At 59.3% G+C, this 15,153-nt stretch carries 14 protein-coding genes; 11 read left to right on the top strand and 3 right to left on the bottom strand.

The window, feature by feature from the left end; genetic code table 11:
* Positions 1 to 7: 7 nt before the first annotated feature.
* A complete protein-coding gene (locus tag P9L99_14005; GenBank protein ID MDP8224470.1) occupies positions 8 to 397 on the bottom strand; it encodes a hypothetical protein in 390 nt (129 codons plus the stop codon).
* Between the two features lie 80 nt (positions 398 to 477).
* On the opposite strand from P9L99_14005, the gene P9L99_14000 reads away from it, so the two are divergent.
* The 4 genes from P9L99_14000 (at position 478) to P9L99_13985 (ending at position 6,138) form a co-directional block, all read left to right on the top strand.
* A complete protein-coding gene (locus P9L99_14000; GenBank protein MDP8224469.1) occupies positions 478 to 1,734 on the top strand; it encodes a hypothetical protein in 1,257 nt (418 codons plus the stop codon).
* Between the two features lie 110 nt (positions 1,735 to 1,844).
* The gene (locus tag P9L99_13995; GenBank protein MDP8224468.1) at positions 1,845 to 3,104 is read left to right on the top strand and encodes a hypothetical protein; all 1,260 of its coding nucleotides are present in this window, start codon (positions 1,845 to 1,847) and stop codon (positions 3,102 to 3,104) included.
* Between the two features lie 188 nt (positions 3,105 to 3,292).
* Positions 3,293 to 4,543 carry a hypothetical protein gene (locus P9L99_13990; protein MDP8224467.1) on the top strand — a complete coding sequence of 417 codons (1,251 nt, stop codon included), beginning with the start codon at positions 3,293 to 3,295 and terminating at the stop codon, positions 4,541 to 4,543.
* Between the two features lie 182 nt (positions 4,544 to 4,725).
* The gene (locus P9L99_13985; protein MDP8224466.1) at positions 4,726 to 6,138 is read left to right on the top strand and encodes a kelch repeat-containing protein; all 1,413 of its coding nucleotides are present in this window, start codon (positions 4,726 to 4,728) and stop codon (positions 6,136 to 6,138) included.
* A gap of 53 nt (positions 6,139 to 6,191) precedes the next feature.
* Here the strand turns inward: P9L99_13985 and P9L99_13980 are convergent, their stop codons facing one another.
* Positions 6,192 to 7,469, bottom strand: a complete 1,278-nt coding sequence (locus tag P9L99_13980; protein MDP8224465.1) for a hypothetical protein — start codon at positions 7,467 to 7,469, stop codon at positions 6,192 to 6,194.
* 42 nt (positions 7,470 to 7,511) lie between these two features.
* A complete protein-coding gene (locus P9L99_13975) occupies positions 7,512 to 8,897 on the bottom strand; it encodes a hypothetical protein (protein ID MDP8224464.1) in 1,386 nt (461 codons plus the stop codon).
* 246 nt (positions 8,898 to 9,143) lie between these two features.
* On the opposite strand from P9L99_13975, the gene tolQ reads away from it, so the two are divergent.
* The 7 genes from tolQ (at position 9,144) to P9L99_13940 (ending at position 15,103) form a co-directional block, all read left to right on the top strand.
* On the top strand, positions 9,144 to 9,884 hold the full coding sequence (gene tolQ / locus P9L99_13970) for a protein TolQ (protein MDP8224463.1): 741 nt from the start codon (positions 9,144 to 9,146) through the stop codon (positions 9,882 to 9,884).
* A gap of 22 nt (positions 9,885 to 9,906) precedes the next feature.
* The gene (locus P9L99_13965) at positions 9,907 to 10,329 is read left to right on the top strand and encodes an ExbD/TolR family protein (protein MDP8224462.1); all 423 of its coding nucleotides are present in this window, start codon (positions 9,907 to 9,909) and stop codon (positions 10,327 to 10,329) included.
* A gap of 70 nt (positions 10,330 to 10,399) precedes the next feature.
* The gene (locus P9L99_13960; GenBank protein MDP8224461.1) at positions 10,400 to 11,098 is read left to right on the top strand and encodes a cell envelope integrity protein TolA; all 699 of its coding nucleotides are present in this window, start codon (positions 10,400 to 10,402) and stop codon (positions 11,096 to 11,098) included.
* Positions 11,099 to 11,119: 21 nt separating this feature from the next.
* Positions 11,120 to 12,541: a hypothetical protein gene (locus P9L99_13955; GenBank protein ID MDP8224460.1), complete on the top strand. Its 1,422-nt coding sequence runs from the start codon at positions 11,120 to 11,122 to the stop codon at positions 12,539 to 12,541.
* A 108-nt stretch (positions 12,542 to 12,649) separates the two neighbouring features.
* A complete protein-coding gene (locus tag P9L99_13950; protein ID MDP8224459.1) occupies positions 12,650 to 13,339 on the top strand; it encodes an OmpA family protein in 690 nt (229 codons plus the stop codon).
* A gap of 101 nt (positions 13,340 to 13,440) precedes the next feature.
* Positions 13,441 to 14,268 (top strand): tetratricopeptide repeat protein, encoded by an 828-nt coding sequence (locus P9L99_13945; GenBank protein ID MDP8224458.1) that lies wholly within the window; start codon positions 13,441 to 13,443, stop codon positions 14,266 to 14,268.
* Positions 14,269 to 14,368: 100 nt separating this feature from the next.
* Entirely contained in the window at positions 14,369 to 15,103 is a 735-nt protein-coding gene (locus P9L99_13940) for an OmpA family protein (GenBank protein ID MDP8224457.1), read from the top strand.
* Positions 15,104 to 15,153: the final 50 nt, after the last annotated feature.

The raw sequence follows: 15,153 nt of genomic DNA, 5'->3' as shown, positions 1-15,153 counted from the left end.
TTTTCGCTCAGTAACACACCCACTTATGTTCGGCGCGGTCGTACTTGGCCTTGAAGCGGAAGATGACATCCGTGCGTTGGTTGGCGAGCACGTGTATGTCACGGCTCTGATCGGGGCAGGGGACACATTTGTCGAAATGGCAGGCTTCGACGTTGCGCACGGCGAGCACGTAGTGATCGGCGGCGACTTTCTTGATGAGCGTTTGTTTGCGGCCCCACACTTCCTGCACCGGCTGAGTGGGCCCGATGTCGGCAATGACTTTATTGAGCATGTCGGGGCCGCTGCGCTGGGAGAGAATCAGAAACACGCGCAGTTCGCCCTCCGAACCTTCGGCCAGAAGCAAAGACGCCGAGGCGAACAGGATAAGGGTTGCCAAAAAATAGGCTGCGCGTCGCATGTATGCAGGCTACCTTTCGGTTGCGGCGCGCGCAACCCGAGCGCTTGACACCCCATGGTTTCCGTTTAAGATGAGCGATTATGAAACGCCTATATTTCGGTATTATCGTGGTGTTTTTCTGCTTGGCTCTCACTGCCTGCGCTGTCGAGTACGGCATCGAGGCCGAGGAGAATTACGACGAGTTGATGACCGCCGGCGTCGCCGCCCTGGGTGACGGGGACAGCGACACGGCCCACGACAGCTTCGTGCGGGCGCAAAAGGTACGGCCCGAGGACGCGGCCGCTGCCTTGGGCGTCGCACTGTCGGACGCGCAGGCCATGGTGGAACTGGTCGACGGCCTGCTGGTCTTCCTGGCCGACTTCACCGCCGAAGAAACCCCGGCGTTGGCGAAGGCCGTGCACAATCCCGGCGGTCTGGAACCGGGATCGACGCTGGGCGATACGTTGCACCACTTCATCAAGTACATCATGGGTCCCGTGATCGATGAGATGGTTCCGGCTGCCCAGCTTGCGGCGTCCGATCCGGACCTCGTGCTCAACGTGCCCTCGCTGCCGCTGACGTTGCAGGGCGAAGAGTTGCTCAATTTGGGCGGTGAATGGGATGCCGCCGACGCTCTGTGGTTTGCCTCCTTCGCGTGTACGTTGAAGGGCGGCATCGATTTCGTGCAATCGATCGATCTGGATTTCGACATCGGCCCGCTATTGGCGATGAATTCGCTGCGCAAGCTGATATCCGGGCAGCCGGTCGAGATCGCCGAGTTGCTGGAAGAAGTCGCCGTGACAATGCTGGTGATTCTGGAAGATCCCGAAAAAACGCACTTCCTGCTGCCGCTGCCCGAAGGTTTTGAGCGTCTTCAGGAGGCGCAGGTGGCGTTTGCACTCGCGGCGCGGTACGGCTCACAGGTATGGCGCACGGCCGCCGCGGAAACCGATCCGCAAGAAGACGACGTGCTGGGCTATCTGGACGAAAACGGTAACGGGCAAATGGATGACGGCGAGTCTTTCTATTTTCTCGGTGCCGAATACAGCGCCTTGTTGAACGACTTCGTGCCGTCGCTGACGGCTGTTTTGGACGAGTTGCACACCTCGTTCGCCCAAAGCACACCAATCGACGCTTATCCACTGACCTATCAAACCTTCGACACGGCCGTTTTCAACCTGCTGCTGGAGGATCTGGGCCTGCCGCCGTTGATTCCTTCCAGCGAGGCCGATATCGCGGCGTTCTTCGAAGATCCGCCGATGGCCGACGTGAAGACGTTTATCACCGACGGTCTGCATTGCGCGGTGGATTCGCAAACGTCGTTGGAGATGATTTTCTGCTTCGTGTGGCTTTTTTAGCTCCGGCGGACCTTGAGTCCGACGCCCCTCACGCCGATAGAAATGATTAACAGGAAGTCACCGGAGAAGTGCGCGCGTGGCTGGTACAGGGAAATCATTGGGAGGATGCGATGCGCCGTTTGTTGCTGATCGTGGTGGTCGTCGTGGCGTTTGCCGCGACCGCGGTTGCCGAATTCACTGTTGAAACCGTCGAAACCGGCGATACCGGCTACACGCCGGAGATTGCCCTGGACGGCCTATCGCGTCCGGGTATTTGCTTCGCCAACGAAACCGACGACTCAGCCAAAATCGCCCACTGGACCGGTGACGCGTGGGATATCGACACGATCGATAGTGACGGCGATGTCGGCTCCTATTGCGGCGTGTTTTTCGACGGTGACAACGAGCCGCACGTCGCCTATCGCGACAACGGCGACAAGTTCGTGCGCTATGCCTATCGGGACGACGACTCCTGGACGATTATCACGCTCGATGGCACCGCGCCCACCGGCTTGGGCCTGAGCGTGGCGCGCGACAGCCTGGGCTGGCCGCGGACCTCCTCGGTGCAGGAAGACTACGTCGAAGTGGCCTATAGCTGGATGGACGGCGGCGGCGCGTACACGACCTATGTATCGGATTGGCAAACCGTCGGCGGGCGCGCCACGGGTTTGGCGGTCAATAGCGGCGACGTTTCCTACATCGCGTTTCACGAAACGGAATGGAATGATATTTGGCTGACGCGCGGTCACGACGACGCCTGGCAGTTTTTGTTGATCGACGGCGACGAAACCACGGACCAGTTGGGTACCGACCTGGCCTTGGCGCTCGAGGGCAACGAATTTCACATCGCTTATTACAACGAAACCGAAGGGTCGCTGTATTATGCGGCGGGTACGTGGACGGATTTCTCCGTCGAGTTGCTTGATGGTGACGGCGACGCGGGCAGCTCTCTCGATTTGACCCTCGACGCGGCCGGGACTCCCCACGCCTGTTATTACGACGCCGCCGAAGACATGCTGCGTTACGCCTATCGCGACACGCCGGGCTGGCGCACCTACCGAGTGGCCGACGGCGCCGGGTTGGAGTGTTCGCTGGTGGTCGACGATAGCGGCTTGGTGACCATGACCTACCGTGACGCCAAGCCAAGCACGCTTTATGTGGCGCGGGGCGACGCTTCGGGTTTGCCGCAGTACGGCGGCGCGATCGGCGATGACGACGACGATACCACGGGCGACGACGACGACGATGCGACCGACGACGATGCGTCCGACGACGATGCGTCCGACGACGATGCGACTGACGACGATGCGACTGACGACGATGCGACCGACGACGATACGGCCGCGGGCGACGATGACGACGACGACGACGGCGGCGGTTGCGCCTGCTAGTTTTTCGGAAAAATAGTTACCGACCGGCACGTTAGCCCTTTGGTTATCTACTAGGCCCTTAAAGTATTTCCGTATCTCCCGACACTTTTTGCTGAAAAATAGAATATTCCCTTTACGGGAATTGAGAGCAGTCGTATTCTATCTTTCGGCATATTCCTGATAACGAATATCTAATGGGAGGACATTCGATGAAGCGAATGATCTATGCGGTAGTTTTTGTATTGGCGATGGCAGCGGTTGCCCACGCCGGATTTGTGATCGATACGGTCGAAGAAGGCGATACCGGGTATTTTACCGAAATCGCGCTAACCAGCGACGACCGCCCCGGTATTTGTTATCTCAACAAGGATAATTACGCGGCCCATTACGCCGAATGGACCGGCGCGGCCTGGGAAACCGAAACCGTCGATGCTGACGGCAATGTGGGTTCGAACTGCGGGATTTTCTTTGATGCCGCCGATGATCCACACATGGCCTATCGTGACGACGGCGACGGGAAAGTGCGGTATGCGGCGTGGGACGGCGATTCCTGGAATATCCGAGTTATTGATAAAGCATTCCCCACCGGTACCGGCTTGGCCGTCGCGCACGACGGGGACTACTGGTTGCGCACGGCGTCGGTCCAGACCAACGTTGAAGAGATCGCTTATACCTACATGAATGCGATCGGTCCACACACGAAATACGTAGGTGGCGATCTCTATACTATCGGCGGCGAGGCGCTAGGCCTGGCAGTGACGCCGGACGGTCAGTCAATCGTGTCGTGGTACTATCCGGATACCAACTGTCGTGCCATGTGGTTGGCCCGCGGGCACACAGCGGGGTGGGACTTCAAACTCGTCGACGGCGACGAATCGTGGGACGTAATCGGCAGGTATAGCGACGTGCAGGTGGACGCGACCGGCGGCATCCACCTCGTTTACCTCAACGAAGACAAAGGCGCGCTCTACTACGCGCGCGGTACATGGAACAATTTGCATACGGACCAAATGGTCACCGGCGTCGGGACGTCCTTCGACCAGTCCCTCGACGGCGACGGCAATCCGCACGTTTGTTTCGTTCATGAAGCCAGCGGCGCGTTGCTCTACGCCAACCTCAACGACAAGGGCTGGTGGCACATCTACAAAGTAGACGACGCGGCCGGGCGCGATTGCTCGTTGGCCGTCGACAGCGCGGGCGTGGTGACGATTGCCTACCGGGGCGCGCACCCGAGCCCGCTCTTTGTGGCGCGCGGCGACGAATCCGGCCTTCCCGACCTGGGAGGTGATGACGACGACGATGCGACCGACGACGATGCCTCCGACGACGACGTGGGTCCGGGCGACGACGACGCGAGCGGCGACGACGACGCGACCGACGATGACGAAGCGGCCGACGATGACGACACGGCCGGCGATGACGACACGTCCGGCGACGACGACATGTTCTGCGGCTGCTAACCACATATCTTTTAGGTTTTCGCTTTCGTACACCTGCGCCACCCAGGCGTAATATGAATTCTTCTCAAGACGCTTGCCAAAAGCTCGTGAACGATGTTTATTTGAGTGTGTCCATGGGGACCTTATGCGACTAGGTTGTGCAGCATTGGATAATCGAAACAAACTGGAGGAGGGTTTCTACAATGAAAAAAATGCTAATTGGAATTCTCGCGGGCGCGTTTCTGATCGCGTTCTGCGGTGTCGCCGCGGCGCAATGGGAAACTTCGGGCTCTACCATGCCCGGCCCGGGCAATGAAGCCGGCAAGGCGTTCTTTATCGACGGCAAAATCTACGCCATTGGCGGCTTCGATTCCGCAACCTTCACATTTAGTGACGCCGTGCGGATATTCGATCCCGTGACCGACACGTGGACCAGCGGCGCGACCGCGCCCATTAAGCTGACGCGTTACGCCGCCGCAACCGACGGCGAGAAAATCTATTTCATCTTCGGGATAGATGACGGCGCCAGCACTACCGTCGTGAACATTTACGATCCGGCAACCGATAGCTGGTCGACCGGCGCGGCGGTTACTTTGGCGGAAGGCGTACAAGCGGCTTTCGACCCGGTATCCGGATATATCTACACCTGGGGACGCGGCCTGCCGACTAAGGTTTATGACCCGGAAACCGATACTTTCGAAAGCGACGTGGCGACCCAGCCGGGCGGGGATTTCCTGACGTGCGGCGGCGTGATCGGCGGCGATCTCGTCGTGGCCGGTGGTGTCGACTCGCTGATATTCAGCCCGCCTCCTTTAACGCCCGAAGCCTTGGATATCGGCGCCGGGACGTGGTCGACCTTGTCGCCTGTCGCGCCGCTGGGGCGATGGGACCACGGTTGCGCGTTGTACAGCGACGAACTGTACGTTCTCGGCGGTCGCTTCGCCGGATGGGATGATTTCCTTGACGACGTGTATACTTTCGCACCGGCTAAGGGAACGTGGACGGCAATTGACTCCCTGCCGGTGGCGGTCGCCGGAGCGTGGGCCGTGAACGCCGAAAACTATCTTTTCGCGGGCGGCGGTCGCATTACCGCCGGACAGAACACGACCACGTACTACCTGAAGATGGCCAACGCGGATCCGGAAATCACGTCCGACGCGGTGACCGAAGTGGTTGCGGACGACTTGTACGAGTACGATGTCGAAGCGTTCGACATCGACTTTTACGATGAGCTGGAGTTCGAACTGCTGGATGGTCCGATGGGAATGGTGATCGACTCCGTAACCGGCGAGATCACTTGGGATACCACCGACGTGGATCCCGATGATTACGATGTGGAAGTAAGCGTGGATGACGGCGACACCCCAAAAGGCACCGATACTCAAGCCTTCACGGTTACCGTGACGGCTCCCGGCGACGACGATACGACCGGCGATGACGACACCGGTGATGACGACACCGGCGATGACGACACCGGCGATGACGACACCGGCGATGACGACGCGGCCGACGACGACGCGGCCGACGATGACGCCACCGACGACGACGCCACCGACGACGATACGGCACCGATCGGCGGTGACGACGACGATGACGATAGCGGTTGCGGCTGCTGATTCAGGGGAAAAACAAGCCACCAAGACCGGCGCCTGCGGGTGCCGGTCTTTTTTTATTTGGTCAACAGTGAGTCGATGGATGACCAGCGGTACCCGCGCGGCGTCGTCCAGTACAAACGCGCCGCGGCGTCGTCGTACTCGGCATCGAGCACCGGGCTGTTGAGGTCGCCCTCGCCGACGATTTCGTGCGTTTGCGGATCGAGGGAAAACAGCTTGCCGCTGCCCATGGCAACGGCGTATATCCGGCCGCGGGTCCGGTCGACGGCCAGATGGGCGACGCCGAAGGAAAGCGGTACTTCCCGCACGGTTTCCAGGTCCGTGACGCTCAGGACGATGATACGCGAGCGATAGGGTTGGGGGATGTACAAAAAGCGGCCGTCCGGCGTGATCTCCACGTCGCTGATGCCGAAGCCGACGTGCGGCTGGCGTAGGATTTCGTTGCTTTCCAAAGCCACTTCGATCAGGTATCCGCCCCCGGGATCGACGATAAACACGCGCTCGAGTTCCTGGTGCACCGTCAGCCGAAAGGGCCAGATGCCCGGCAGGTCGAGCAGCTTGGTGATCCTGGCGTCACCTTGGTAATACACGAGCTGTTTGCCCGCGCCGCACAACACCAGCCATTGGCGCCAGGCGCGATCGAAATCGATGTCGCGCACCGGATTGCACTCCGGAACCACGAATCGCGAGGGCGTGATTTCCGCGCTCGAGGCATGGGCGAAGCCGCGGACATAGAACTCCGCGTCGCCGCGCTCCACGAGGCCGACGACACGCCCGGCCGGCGGATCGCCGTGGGGCACCGGTTGCGGCAACTCGCCCAGCTTGCGGCGTGGGGCGACTTTCAGCATGCGCGAGGTTGGTGCGCCGCGGTCGATGCCCGCGTCGTTGATCATTGTGGGAACGCCCGCCCACTCCACGGGCATGTCGGCGAGTTGCAAGCGGAAGGTGTTGACCGTTGCCCCGGCCGACGCGATGGCCGCGACGGTTACCGCCGCCACAAAAGGCGTAAAACGGCTGTCGGATAATCGCCAGGTCGCCAGCCCGACAAGCAACGCCAGCGTGAGGGAAGAAAACGTCCAGGCGAAGGAAAGGGACCACCCGATAAAGCCCGGCGGAATGAGAAATAACGCCAGGTAGGCGATGACGGCGTCCAATAAAAGCACGCGGTTATTACGTCGTCGGGCGAGCAGGAAGCCGCCGATTACCACCGCGATTAAGCCGAAATGGAAGTGGGGCAGTTGGTAAGCGCGCATCGAAACCAGCAGGCTCAGTAAAAAGCCGCCGGCCAAGAAGCGGACGCTTAAGCCGAGGTATTTACGGGTTGCCGGATTCATGACACCGGGTCGGTCCTTGCTCGCCCGGTCGGGCGCGTTGCGTTAGCTGCCGACCGTGTCATCGTCTCCCACAAGGTCGTCGTCGTCGGCCGTGGTGTCGTCGTCGGTCGTCGTATCGTCGTCGCCGGTGGTGTCGTCATCGGTGGTGGTGTCGTCGTCGGCCGTGGTGTCGTCGTCGGAGAACCCGCCCGGAGACTGCACCGAATAGAGGGCCGCGCTGAACAACTCGTCGCCGACGTCAAAGGTACGTGCGTCGGCGATCTCCCACCCCGCGGTACTGCGCACCAGCAACAGGGGCGCGTTCTTGTCGGAGGTATAACCCACGGCCCACCCCTTGGTTTCGGTGACCAGGGACAAGTCGTTGATACGGTAGGTGCTGCCTTTGATGCCCGGCAGTAGCATCTGCGACCAAGAGCCGTCGTCGTTTTGCCGATAGATCTGCGAGTTGCCGCAATCGGCGATCACGAAAGCGCGTCCGGTGTCGGGGGCGTAGACGAATTTTTTCGCCATGGTCGTTTTGCAGCCGGTGGAGGTTTCCAGCAACGTGCGCTCCCACGTGATTTCTTCGCCGTTGGCCACGCGGTGCCAGAGCGCGCCGCGCGGAGTGGCATCATCGGCGCGATCCCAACCGGCGGCCCAGATAGTACCGTCGGGCGCGGTTTTCATGTCGAGGATATCGACCATCTGCAACCACTCGGGTTGGTCGTCGTCGCCGGCGGTGTCGTCATCGGCGGTCGTGTCGTCGTCGGTGGTGGTGTCGTCGTCATCGGCGGGCGGATCGACCGGCATGAAATCGATGCGGAACATGACCTCGGAGGTCACGGTGGTGCCGTCCCAGCGGAGGTGTTGGAAGAAGTAGTCCGTCGCCTCGGGCACGACCGCGCACAGGTGCAGCGCGTTGTCCTCGGGGACCTGGAAGAGGGCCGAGAGCTTGAGGGGTACGGAGGCGAGCGTTCCTTCCGAGTCGAAGATCATCGGTTGAGCATCTTCGGTAACGCCGACCAGCGAGCCGCGGCCGTACGCGTTATTGACCGCGAACCAGGCCGAGCCGTTGGGGATGAAGGTGGCGTCGGTGATCGATCCCGGCGGGAAGTTGGAATTGTTGACGGGAATCCAGTCGCCGGCGCGGTACTGGTATATGCGCTGACCGCTGTAAACGAAGCCGTAACTGCGGTCGGTGAACACGGAACCGATAACCTGCACGTTGAAGGGCGATTGGCTTTCCTTGTTCCAATGGCCCTGCGCGTAGCGGTACAAGCCGTCGCCGAACGCCCATCCGTCGATCGTCGTGTCGTAGACCTTGGGCACGTCTTCGAGCTCGTCATTGTCGTCGTCGTCATCATCATCGTCGCCGCAGGAGACGATAACCAACGTGACGCTTAACATCGCAATCGCGAAAAAAATCAGTATTTTCGAAATCAGTCTCATCCATTCCTCCCGGCAGCCGACCAAACAACTTAATCTAACTCAAAACAGAGTCATCGGCCAGGAGGCGTGCAACCTTTTGTGTGCAGTGGGGTTCCAAGGAAGTTAAGACGATTCGCACGCCGTGTCGCGAGATCGTGTTTCTTACTCAAGCTATCGAAAATGGTGGAAAATCTTGACTTGCCGGACATTGTGCAATACTTTTGACGCCGACCGAAAGTCGATTTCTACTATGGGAGATGAACCATTTTGATTCAACAAATTCTATGTGTCATCGCGCAGGTACCCGCCGAATCGGCCAACGTCATTGACTTGGTCAAGGATGCCGGTTTGGTCGTTAAGTCGGTGCTGGCACTGTTGGTTGTTTTTTCCGTTGTGAGCTGGGCGATCATTTTCTTGAAGTGGCTCTTGTTGCGCCGTGCGCAAAACGAGAACGAAATCTTCTTGCGGGCGTTTTGGGAATCGCGTCAATTGGACGACATTCACCGGCACAGCAAGCAACTGATCCACGCACCGGTCGCCGAAGTGTTCGCCGCCGGCTTCGAGGAATTGAAGCGCTTTCGCCAGCAAGGTGACGCCTACACGACCGAAGGGCCCGCCCCGATGACCCGCAGCACCGTCGCCGGAGCGCGCGAAAACGTCGCCCGCGCCTTGCAGCGTTCGGCGGCCGACCAGATCGCCAAACTGGAAAAGGCGATTCCCTTCCTGGCCACCGTGGGCAACACCGCGCCCTTCATCGGCTTGTTCGGCACCGTCTGGGGCATCATGGACAGCTTTCAGAGCATCGGCGCGTCGGGGCAGGCTTCGCTCGCCGTCGTGGCGCCGGGCATCTCCGAAGCGTTGGTGGCCACCGCGGTCGGGCTTTTCGCCGCGATACCGGCCGTCGTGTTTTACAATCACTTTTCGGCGAAATTGCGCAGCCTGGAGGGCAGCATCGAGAGCTTCTCCAGCGAGTTCATGAATATATTGGAACGCCACATTCTTAAATAGAAGCGGGCGAAGGAGATAGATCGTGGCCATAAGCACCGGCGGGGGCGGCCATCGCCGCCTAATGAGCGAAATCAACGTGACGCCTTTGGTGGACGTGATGTTGGTGATGCTGATAATTTTTATGGTGACCGCGCCGATGTTGCAGGAAGGCATGTCGGTCAACGTGCCGGAAGTGAAAGCCGGACCGCTGGAACAACACGAGCAGGAGCCTGTCATCCTGGTAGTGGACAAAAACGGCGGCTTGAGCATCAAGCGCACCGCCGTACCCATGGAACAACTCAGCAAGCAGTTGCAGGAAATCTTCGCGGAGCGAGCCGACAAAACCCTGTATCTGCGCGCCGACAAAGATGTGTCTTACGGCGTGGTCGTGCAAACCATGGCCCTGGCGAAGCAGGCCGGCGCCACGAAGCTTTCCATGATCACCCAACCGCCGCAAGAGAAATGAGATGCTGAAGAGGTCGCCGATCAGACTTCGATACCTTCTCTCAGTCAGTCCGGAAAAGTTACTGGGAGAAATGATCGCGATCTCCTTGGCGTTTCACATCGCCGCCTTTCTTATCTTCGCCTTCGCTCCCGACGTATTGGGCAGTCAACACAAAGCGTTGCCGGAGGCGATCGAGGTCGACTTGTCCTACAACCTGCCCAAGGGGCCGGGTTTGGGGCCTAAGGCTCCCGACCGCAACCAGGAGGCGGTGCGGCGCTCCGATCCACGCAAGGCGAAGGACATCATGGAGGAGCGCCGGCAGAAGGCCAGCGCCGATGCCGTGAAAATAACGAAAAAACGGGATGTTACAAGCAATCGCCTGGGCTGGAAGGATCGGGCGCGCATGCGGGCCATCGAACGCGTCCGCGAGAAACAGGCGCTGGTCGATTCCACCGGCGGGGGCGGCACCGGCACGACCAACACGAAGGGAGTGCTGGGCATATACATTTCCAATGTCCAATCGCGCATCCTTTCGGTATGGTCGTTCCCCGGCGGCCTGCCGGATCAATATCTGCGCACGACGGTCAAAGTGCGGATCTACGTTTCTTCCTCGGGCAGTATCACGAACAAGATCATCACCAAGGGATCGGGTTTCGAACCGCTGGACCGCAGTTGCCTGTCGGCCATTACGAAAGCCAGCCCGCTGCCGCCGCCGCCCCAGTTGTTGGAAAAAGACATGCGTGAGAAGGGCATTACCGTCCGTTTTCACCCGAAAAGCAAAAAACCTTAGTCGGAAAATGAGGTTTCGTTGATGAAATGGTCCAAGCTTTCCTTATTCGTTTTCACCCTCGCAGCGCTTGCCGCGTTTTTCGGCACACCGGCGCTCATGGCCGGTTTGCTCGATCAGGAACCCGCACCGCCTCAGGAGGGCGACGGCATCGCGGTGGATATCTTCGGTAATGTCGGAGGCTTGCCGACGGTGAAGAAGGACCCGATCGCCGTTCCCTTTTTCAAAAACACCGGGACGGGCGCCGACACGATGGGGTTGGCTAAAAGGCTGGCGGACGAAACCGCCGAAGACATGCGCATGACGGGCCGCTTCGACGTGATCGACCGCGCACTGTATGTCGAGAATCCGCACACGGCCGGCGTGAAGCCCGGCACCTTCAGCTTTGATGATTGGCGACCGATCGGGGCGGAGTATTTGATCAAGGGCAATTTCGCGCTCGACGGCAACCGCGTGACCGTGCAATTCCGTCTCTACCACGTGCCGCAACAAATGATGCTGCTGGGTAAAGAATACACCGGCAAGACCGCCGACTGGTATTTGATGGTGCACAAGTGGGGCAACGACCTCGTGTACGAGTTGACACGCCAGAAGGGTGTGTTCGGCACCAAGATCGCCTTCGTCTCACGCAAGGGAATAGACACGACGCTGCCTCAGGAACTGTATGTGATCGACCTGGACGGGCGGAACCTGCGCAAGCTGACCACGATGTTCGGCAAGGCGAAAAACCCGACTTGGTCGCCCGACGGCAGCCAAATCGTCTTCGCCTGGGAAAACAACCGCAACGAACAGGATCTCTTTAACTACCTCTATTCGATACCGGCCCGCGGCGGCGAACCGAAGTTGTTGTTCAAAGTCAAGGGATTGATTCTCAGCCCGCGCTTCTCGCCCTCGGGCAGCCGCATTGCCCTGGCCATCAGCTACGATGGCAACATGGAGATTTACACGATTTCCGCACGCGGGGGAAAACCCAAACGGTTGACCGTCAGCCGGGCGATCGAACTGTTTCCGGCCTGGTCGCCGCGGGGCGACCGTATCGCATTTGTGTCCGACCGCAGCGGCGGGCCGCAAATCTGGACGATGAAAAGCGACGGCAGCGAGGTGCAGCGCGCCAGCTACCACGGCGCGTACAATCAGAGCCCCGACTGGGCCTCGACGGAAAAGGGCGGGCGCATCGTTTACAGCGCGCGGGAGAGCGGGCAGTACCACATTTTGATGATCGCTCCCGACGGCACCGATGCTATTAACATCACGCAGGGACACGGCTTTGCCGCCTGCGAATACCCGCATTTTTCGCCCGACGGCCGGGCTTTGGCGATGACCACGCGCGAAGGGGCCGGAAGGACCTTAAGAATTTTCAATGTCGACGGAAGCTATACAAAACGTTTGACAAAAGTAGGGGTCGATGATAAGAATCCGGCGTGGTCTCCTAGGCTCTTAAATTAACTTTTGGGCGTTTGCATTGACGCTTTTGTGAGTTATATTGCAAGCGATCAAATGACAGAGTGAAGAAACGTTGTTCAGAAACTATCAAGGTGACGAAAGGGAGGTATCATGAGAAGGACCTTGTTCATCTTGTTGGCTCTGGTCAGCATGTTCCTCGTGGCGAGCTGCGGGCCTCCCGAAGGCTATGATGTCGCAAAGCAGAACGCCATTGATGCACAAGCTGCCGCTAAAGCCAACGAAGCTGACGAGTACTGTGCCACGGAGTGGGCTGCCGCCGAGCAGACCATGAAACAGGCGTTGGAAGCTGACGCTGCCGAAGAGTGGGATATTGCTATGCCGCTGTTCGAGCAGGCCAAAAACCTGTACGACGTGGCCAAAATGTGTGCCATCAAGGCAAAAGACGCAGCGAAGGCTCCGCCTCCGCCGCCGCCCCCGGCTCCGCCCAAACCGGTCGTAAAACCAAAGACCTACACCACGTACTTTGACTATGACAAGTACGGCATCCGTAAGGATCAGATCCTTGGTTTGAAAGACGAAGCGGGCAAGTTGAAGGGCAAGTTCTCGGCGTGGAGTTTCCAGCTTACCGGCTGGTGCGATATCCGCGGTACCGAGGAATACAACCTTGCTTTGGGCGAACGCCGTGCGGCCACCGTATACAACTTCCTGGTTGCTTCCGGCGTGGCTCCGGCCCGGCTGACCAAGAAGTCTGGTGGCGAGACCACCAAGTTCAGCGCTGCGTTGACCGAAAAGGGTTTCCAGCTTAATCGTCGCGTCGAGATTTCGGCGATGACGAAATAAGACGGATAGCCAAACGCAATAGCGTACATCGCCCGGGGGGAGTCACATGCCCCCCGGGCTTTTTCTTTACCGCCGAACCGAATCGACAGACGAGGTGCGTTATGGTGAAACGATGGCTTTTGGCCGCGCTGGCTCTTGGACTTATGGCACTGATGCTTCCCGGTTGCCCCATTAAGACTTCGCAAGGCAACCAACTCGAAGCCAGTGTCGGGGGCCTCAATACGCGAGTCGACACGCTGGAACAACAAGTCGCCGATCTCAAATCGCGTTTCGACGCCAGTTCGCAGATGGCCGGCGACGCCGTGCTGGGTTTCGAACAGTTGCAGCAGGAAGTCGGTATCTTGCAGGGGAAACTCGACGAGATGGCGCGCGGCGGCCAGCTCTCACCCGAGCAAATCACCCTCCTGCGGCGGCAATTGGGCCGCCAGTTTAAAGCCCTGGACAAGCGCCTGGTCACCTTCGAAAAGCGGGCGCGCCTGCGGGACGTCGACAAAGGCAACCTCGAAGTGTTCACTTCGAACGTGACGACTGCTCCAGTCGATGTTGGCAAGAAACCGAAAGAGCAGGATCTTCTCAAGACCGCCATCGCGCTGTTCAACCAGGGCAATTTGGAAACCGCGAAGGTGAAATTTCGGGAATTCCTGAAACTCTATCCCAAGAGCAAAAGAGCCCACACGGCGCAGTTCTATCTGGCCGAATCGCATTTCAAACAGGGCCGTTGGATGGACGCCATTCTGGCCTTCGACACCTTGTCGGCCGATTACCCCCGCAGCAGTCACTTGGCGCCGACCTACTTGCACATGGGCGTGGCGTTTTACGAAGTCGGGCAGCCGGCCGACGCGAAGCTGTTTTTCGAAAAAGTCATCGCGTCATTTCCCAAGAGCCGCGAAGCGATCGTGGCCCGCAAGAAGTTGAAAGGCTTGCGCTGAGAATACTTGCACGGTACCGGCAATCGCGGTATAAGCGTTCTAAATCAGAGGAATACCAACCTTTCGTGCGGGCGGCACGGTTTCGTCCGGGAGGAAGACCATGAGAAGGATGATCTTTGTCGTGTTTGCCGTCTCCATTCTGGCGATGTTGGCCGGATGCGCCAGCCAACCGTTGGGAGCCGGACCCCAAGTCGAAGCGGCTCGTTTGGCCGTGGCCGACGCTCAGGACCAGGGTGCCGACAAATGGTGTCCGCAAGAGTTTCAGAGCGCCGAGTTGAAACTCAAGCAGGCCGAATTGCTGTTGGCCGACGAGGAAGACGACGAGGCCGGGATAGTTGCGGGGCAGACCGTTAATCTGGCTGATCTGGCGAAAAAATGCGCCGAGACCGCCAAAGTCCACGGGGGCGAAGCGCCCAACGTTCACGGCGCGCCTGACGAACTGAAGAATTTCAAAGCGGTCATTTACTTCGACTACAACTCCAACAAAATCAACGCCGAATCGCGCGCCGAGCTCGACAAAGCGATCGCCTTCTTGAAGGGCATGGCCAAGGAGCACAAATTCTACGTGCTGATTTCGGCATTTTGTGACCCGCCCGGCACCGTGGAAGACAACACCGCACTGGCCGGCCGACGTGCGCTGGTGGCGCGGTACTACTTGTCGAAAAACGGTATTTCCCGCTCCAAGGTGTACATGCAGGCGCTGGGCAAAACCCCGGCGACGCGGGCCATCGGCGCCAATGCCTCGCGCAAGGCGATACCCGAATGGCGGAAGGTGGAAATCACGGTCTTGTTCAAGCGGCCGACGAATGTGCTGCTCAATTCCGCCCTCGACTAGACACGCCGACTGACAAGACGACGAATCTATCAAGCCGACCCGACTGGGTC

This window comes from Candidatus Lernaella stagnicola (genome assembly GCA_030765525.1).
In the GTDB taxonomy this organism is placed as follows: domain Bacteria; phylum Lernaellota; class Lernaellaia; order Lernaellales; family Lernaellaceae; genus Lernaella; species Lernaella stagnicola.
This window is presented reverse-complemented; position numbering and strand designations above follow the sequence as displayed.

Bases quoted from the DNA above. Each gene is read 5' to 3' on its own strand.
- P9L99_14005 (MDP8224470.1), bottom strand. From the start codon at position 397: ATGCGACGCGCAGCCTATTTTTTGGCAACCCTTATCCTGTTCGCCTCG.
- P9L99_14000 (MDP8224469.1), top strand. From the start codon at position 478: ATGAAACGCCTATATTTCGGTATTATCGTGGTGTTTTTCTGCTTGGCT.
- P9L99_13995 (MDP8224468.1), top strand. From the start codon at position 1,845: ATGCGCCGTTTGTTGCTGATCGTGGTGGTCGTCGTGGCGTTTGCCGCG.
- P9L99_13990 (MDP8224467.1), top strand. From the start codon at position 3,293: ATGAAGCGAATGATCTATGCGGTAGTTTTTGTATTGGCGATGGCAGCG.
- P9L99_13985 (MDP8224466.1), top strand. From the start codon at position 4,726: ATGAAAAAAATGCTAATTGGAATTCTCGCGGGCGCGTTTCTGATCGCG.
- P9L99_13980 (MDP8224465.1), bottom strand. From the start codon at position 7,469: ATGAATCCGGCAACCCGTAAATACCTCGGCTTAAGCGTCCGCTTCTTG.
- P9L99_13975 (MDP8224464.1), bottom strand. From the start codon at position 8,897: ATGAGACTGATTTCGAAAATACTGATTTTTTTCGCGATTGCGATGTTA.
- P9L99_13960 (MDP8224461.1), top strand. From the start codon at position 10,400: ATGATCGCGATCTCCTTGGCGTTTCACATCGCCGCCTTTCTTATCTTC.
- P9L99_13955 (MDP8224460.1), top strand. From the start codon at position 11,120: ATGAAATGGTCCAAGCTTTCCTTATTCGTTTTCACCCTCGCAGCGCTT.
- P9L99_13950 (MDP8224459.1), top strand. From the start codon at position 12,650: ATGAGAAGGACCTTGTTCATCTTGTTGGCTCTGGTCAGCATGTTCCTC.
- P9L99_13945 (MDP8224458.1), top strand. From the start codon at position 13,441: ATGGTGAAACGATGGCTTTTGGCCGCGCTGGCTCTTGGACTTATGGCA.
- P9L99_13940 (MDP8224457.1), top strand. From the start codon at position 14,369: ATGAGAAGGATGATCTTTGTCGTGTTTGCCGTCTCCATTCTGGCGATG.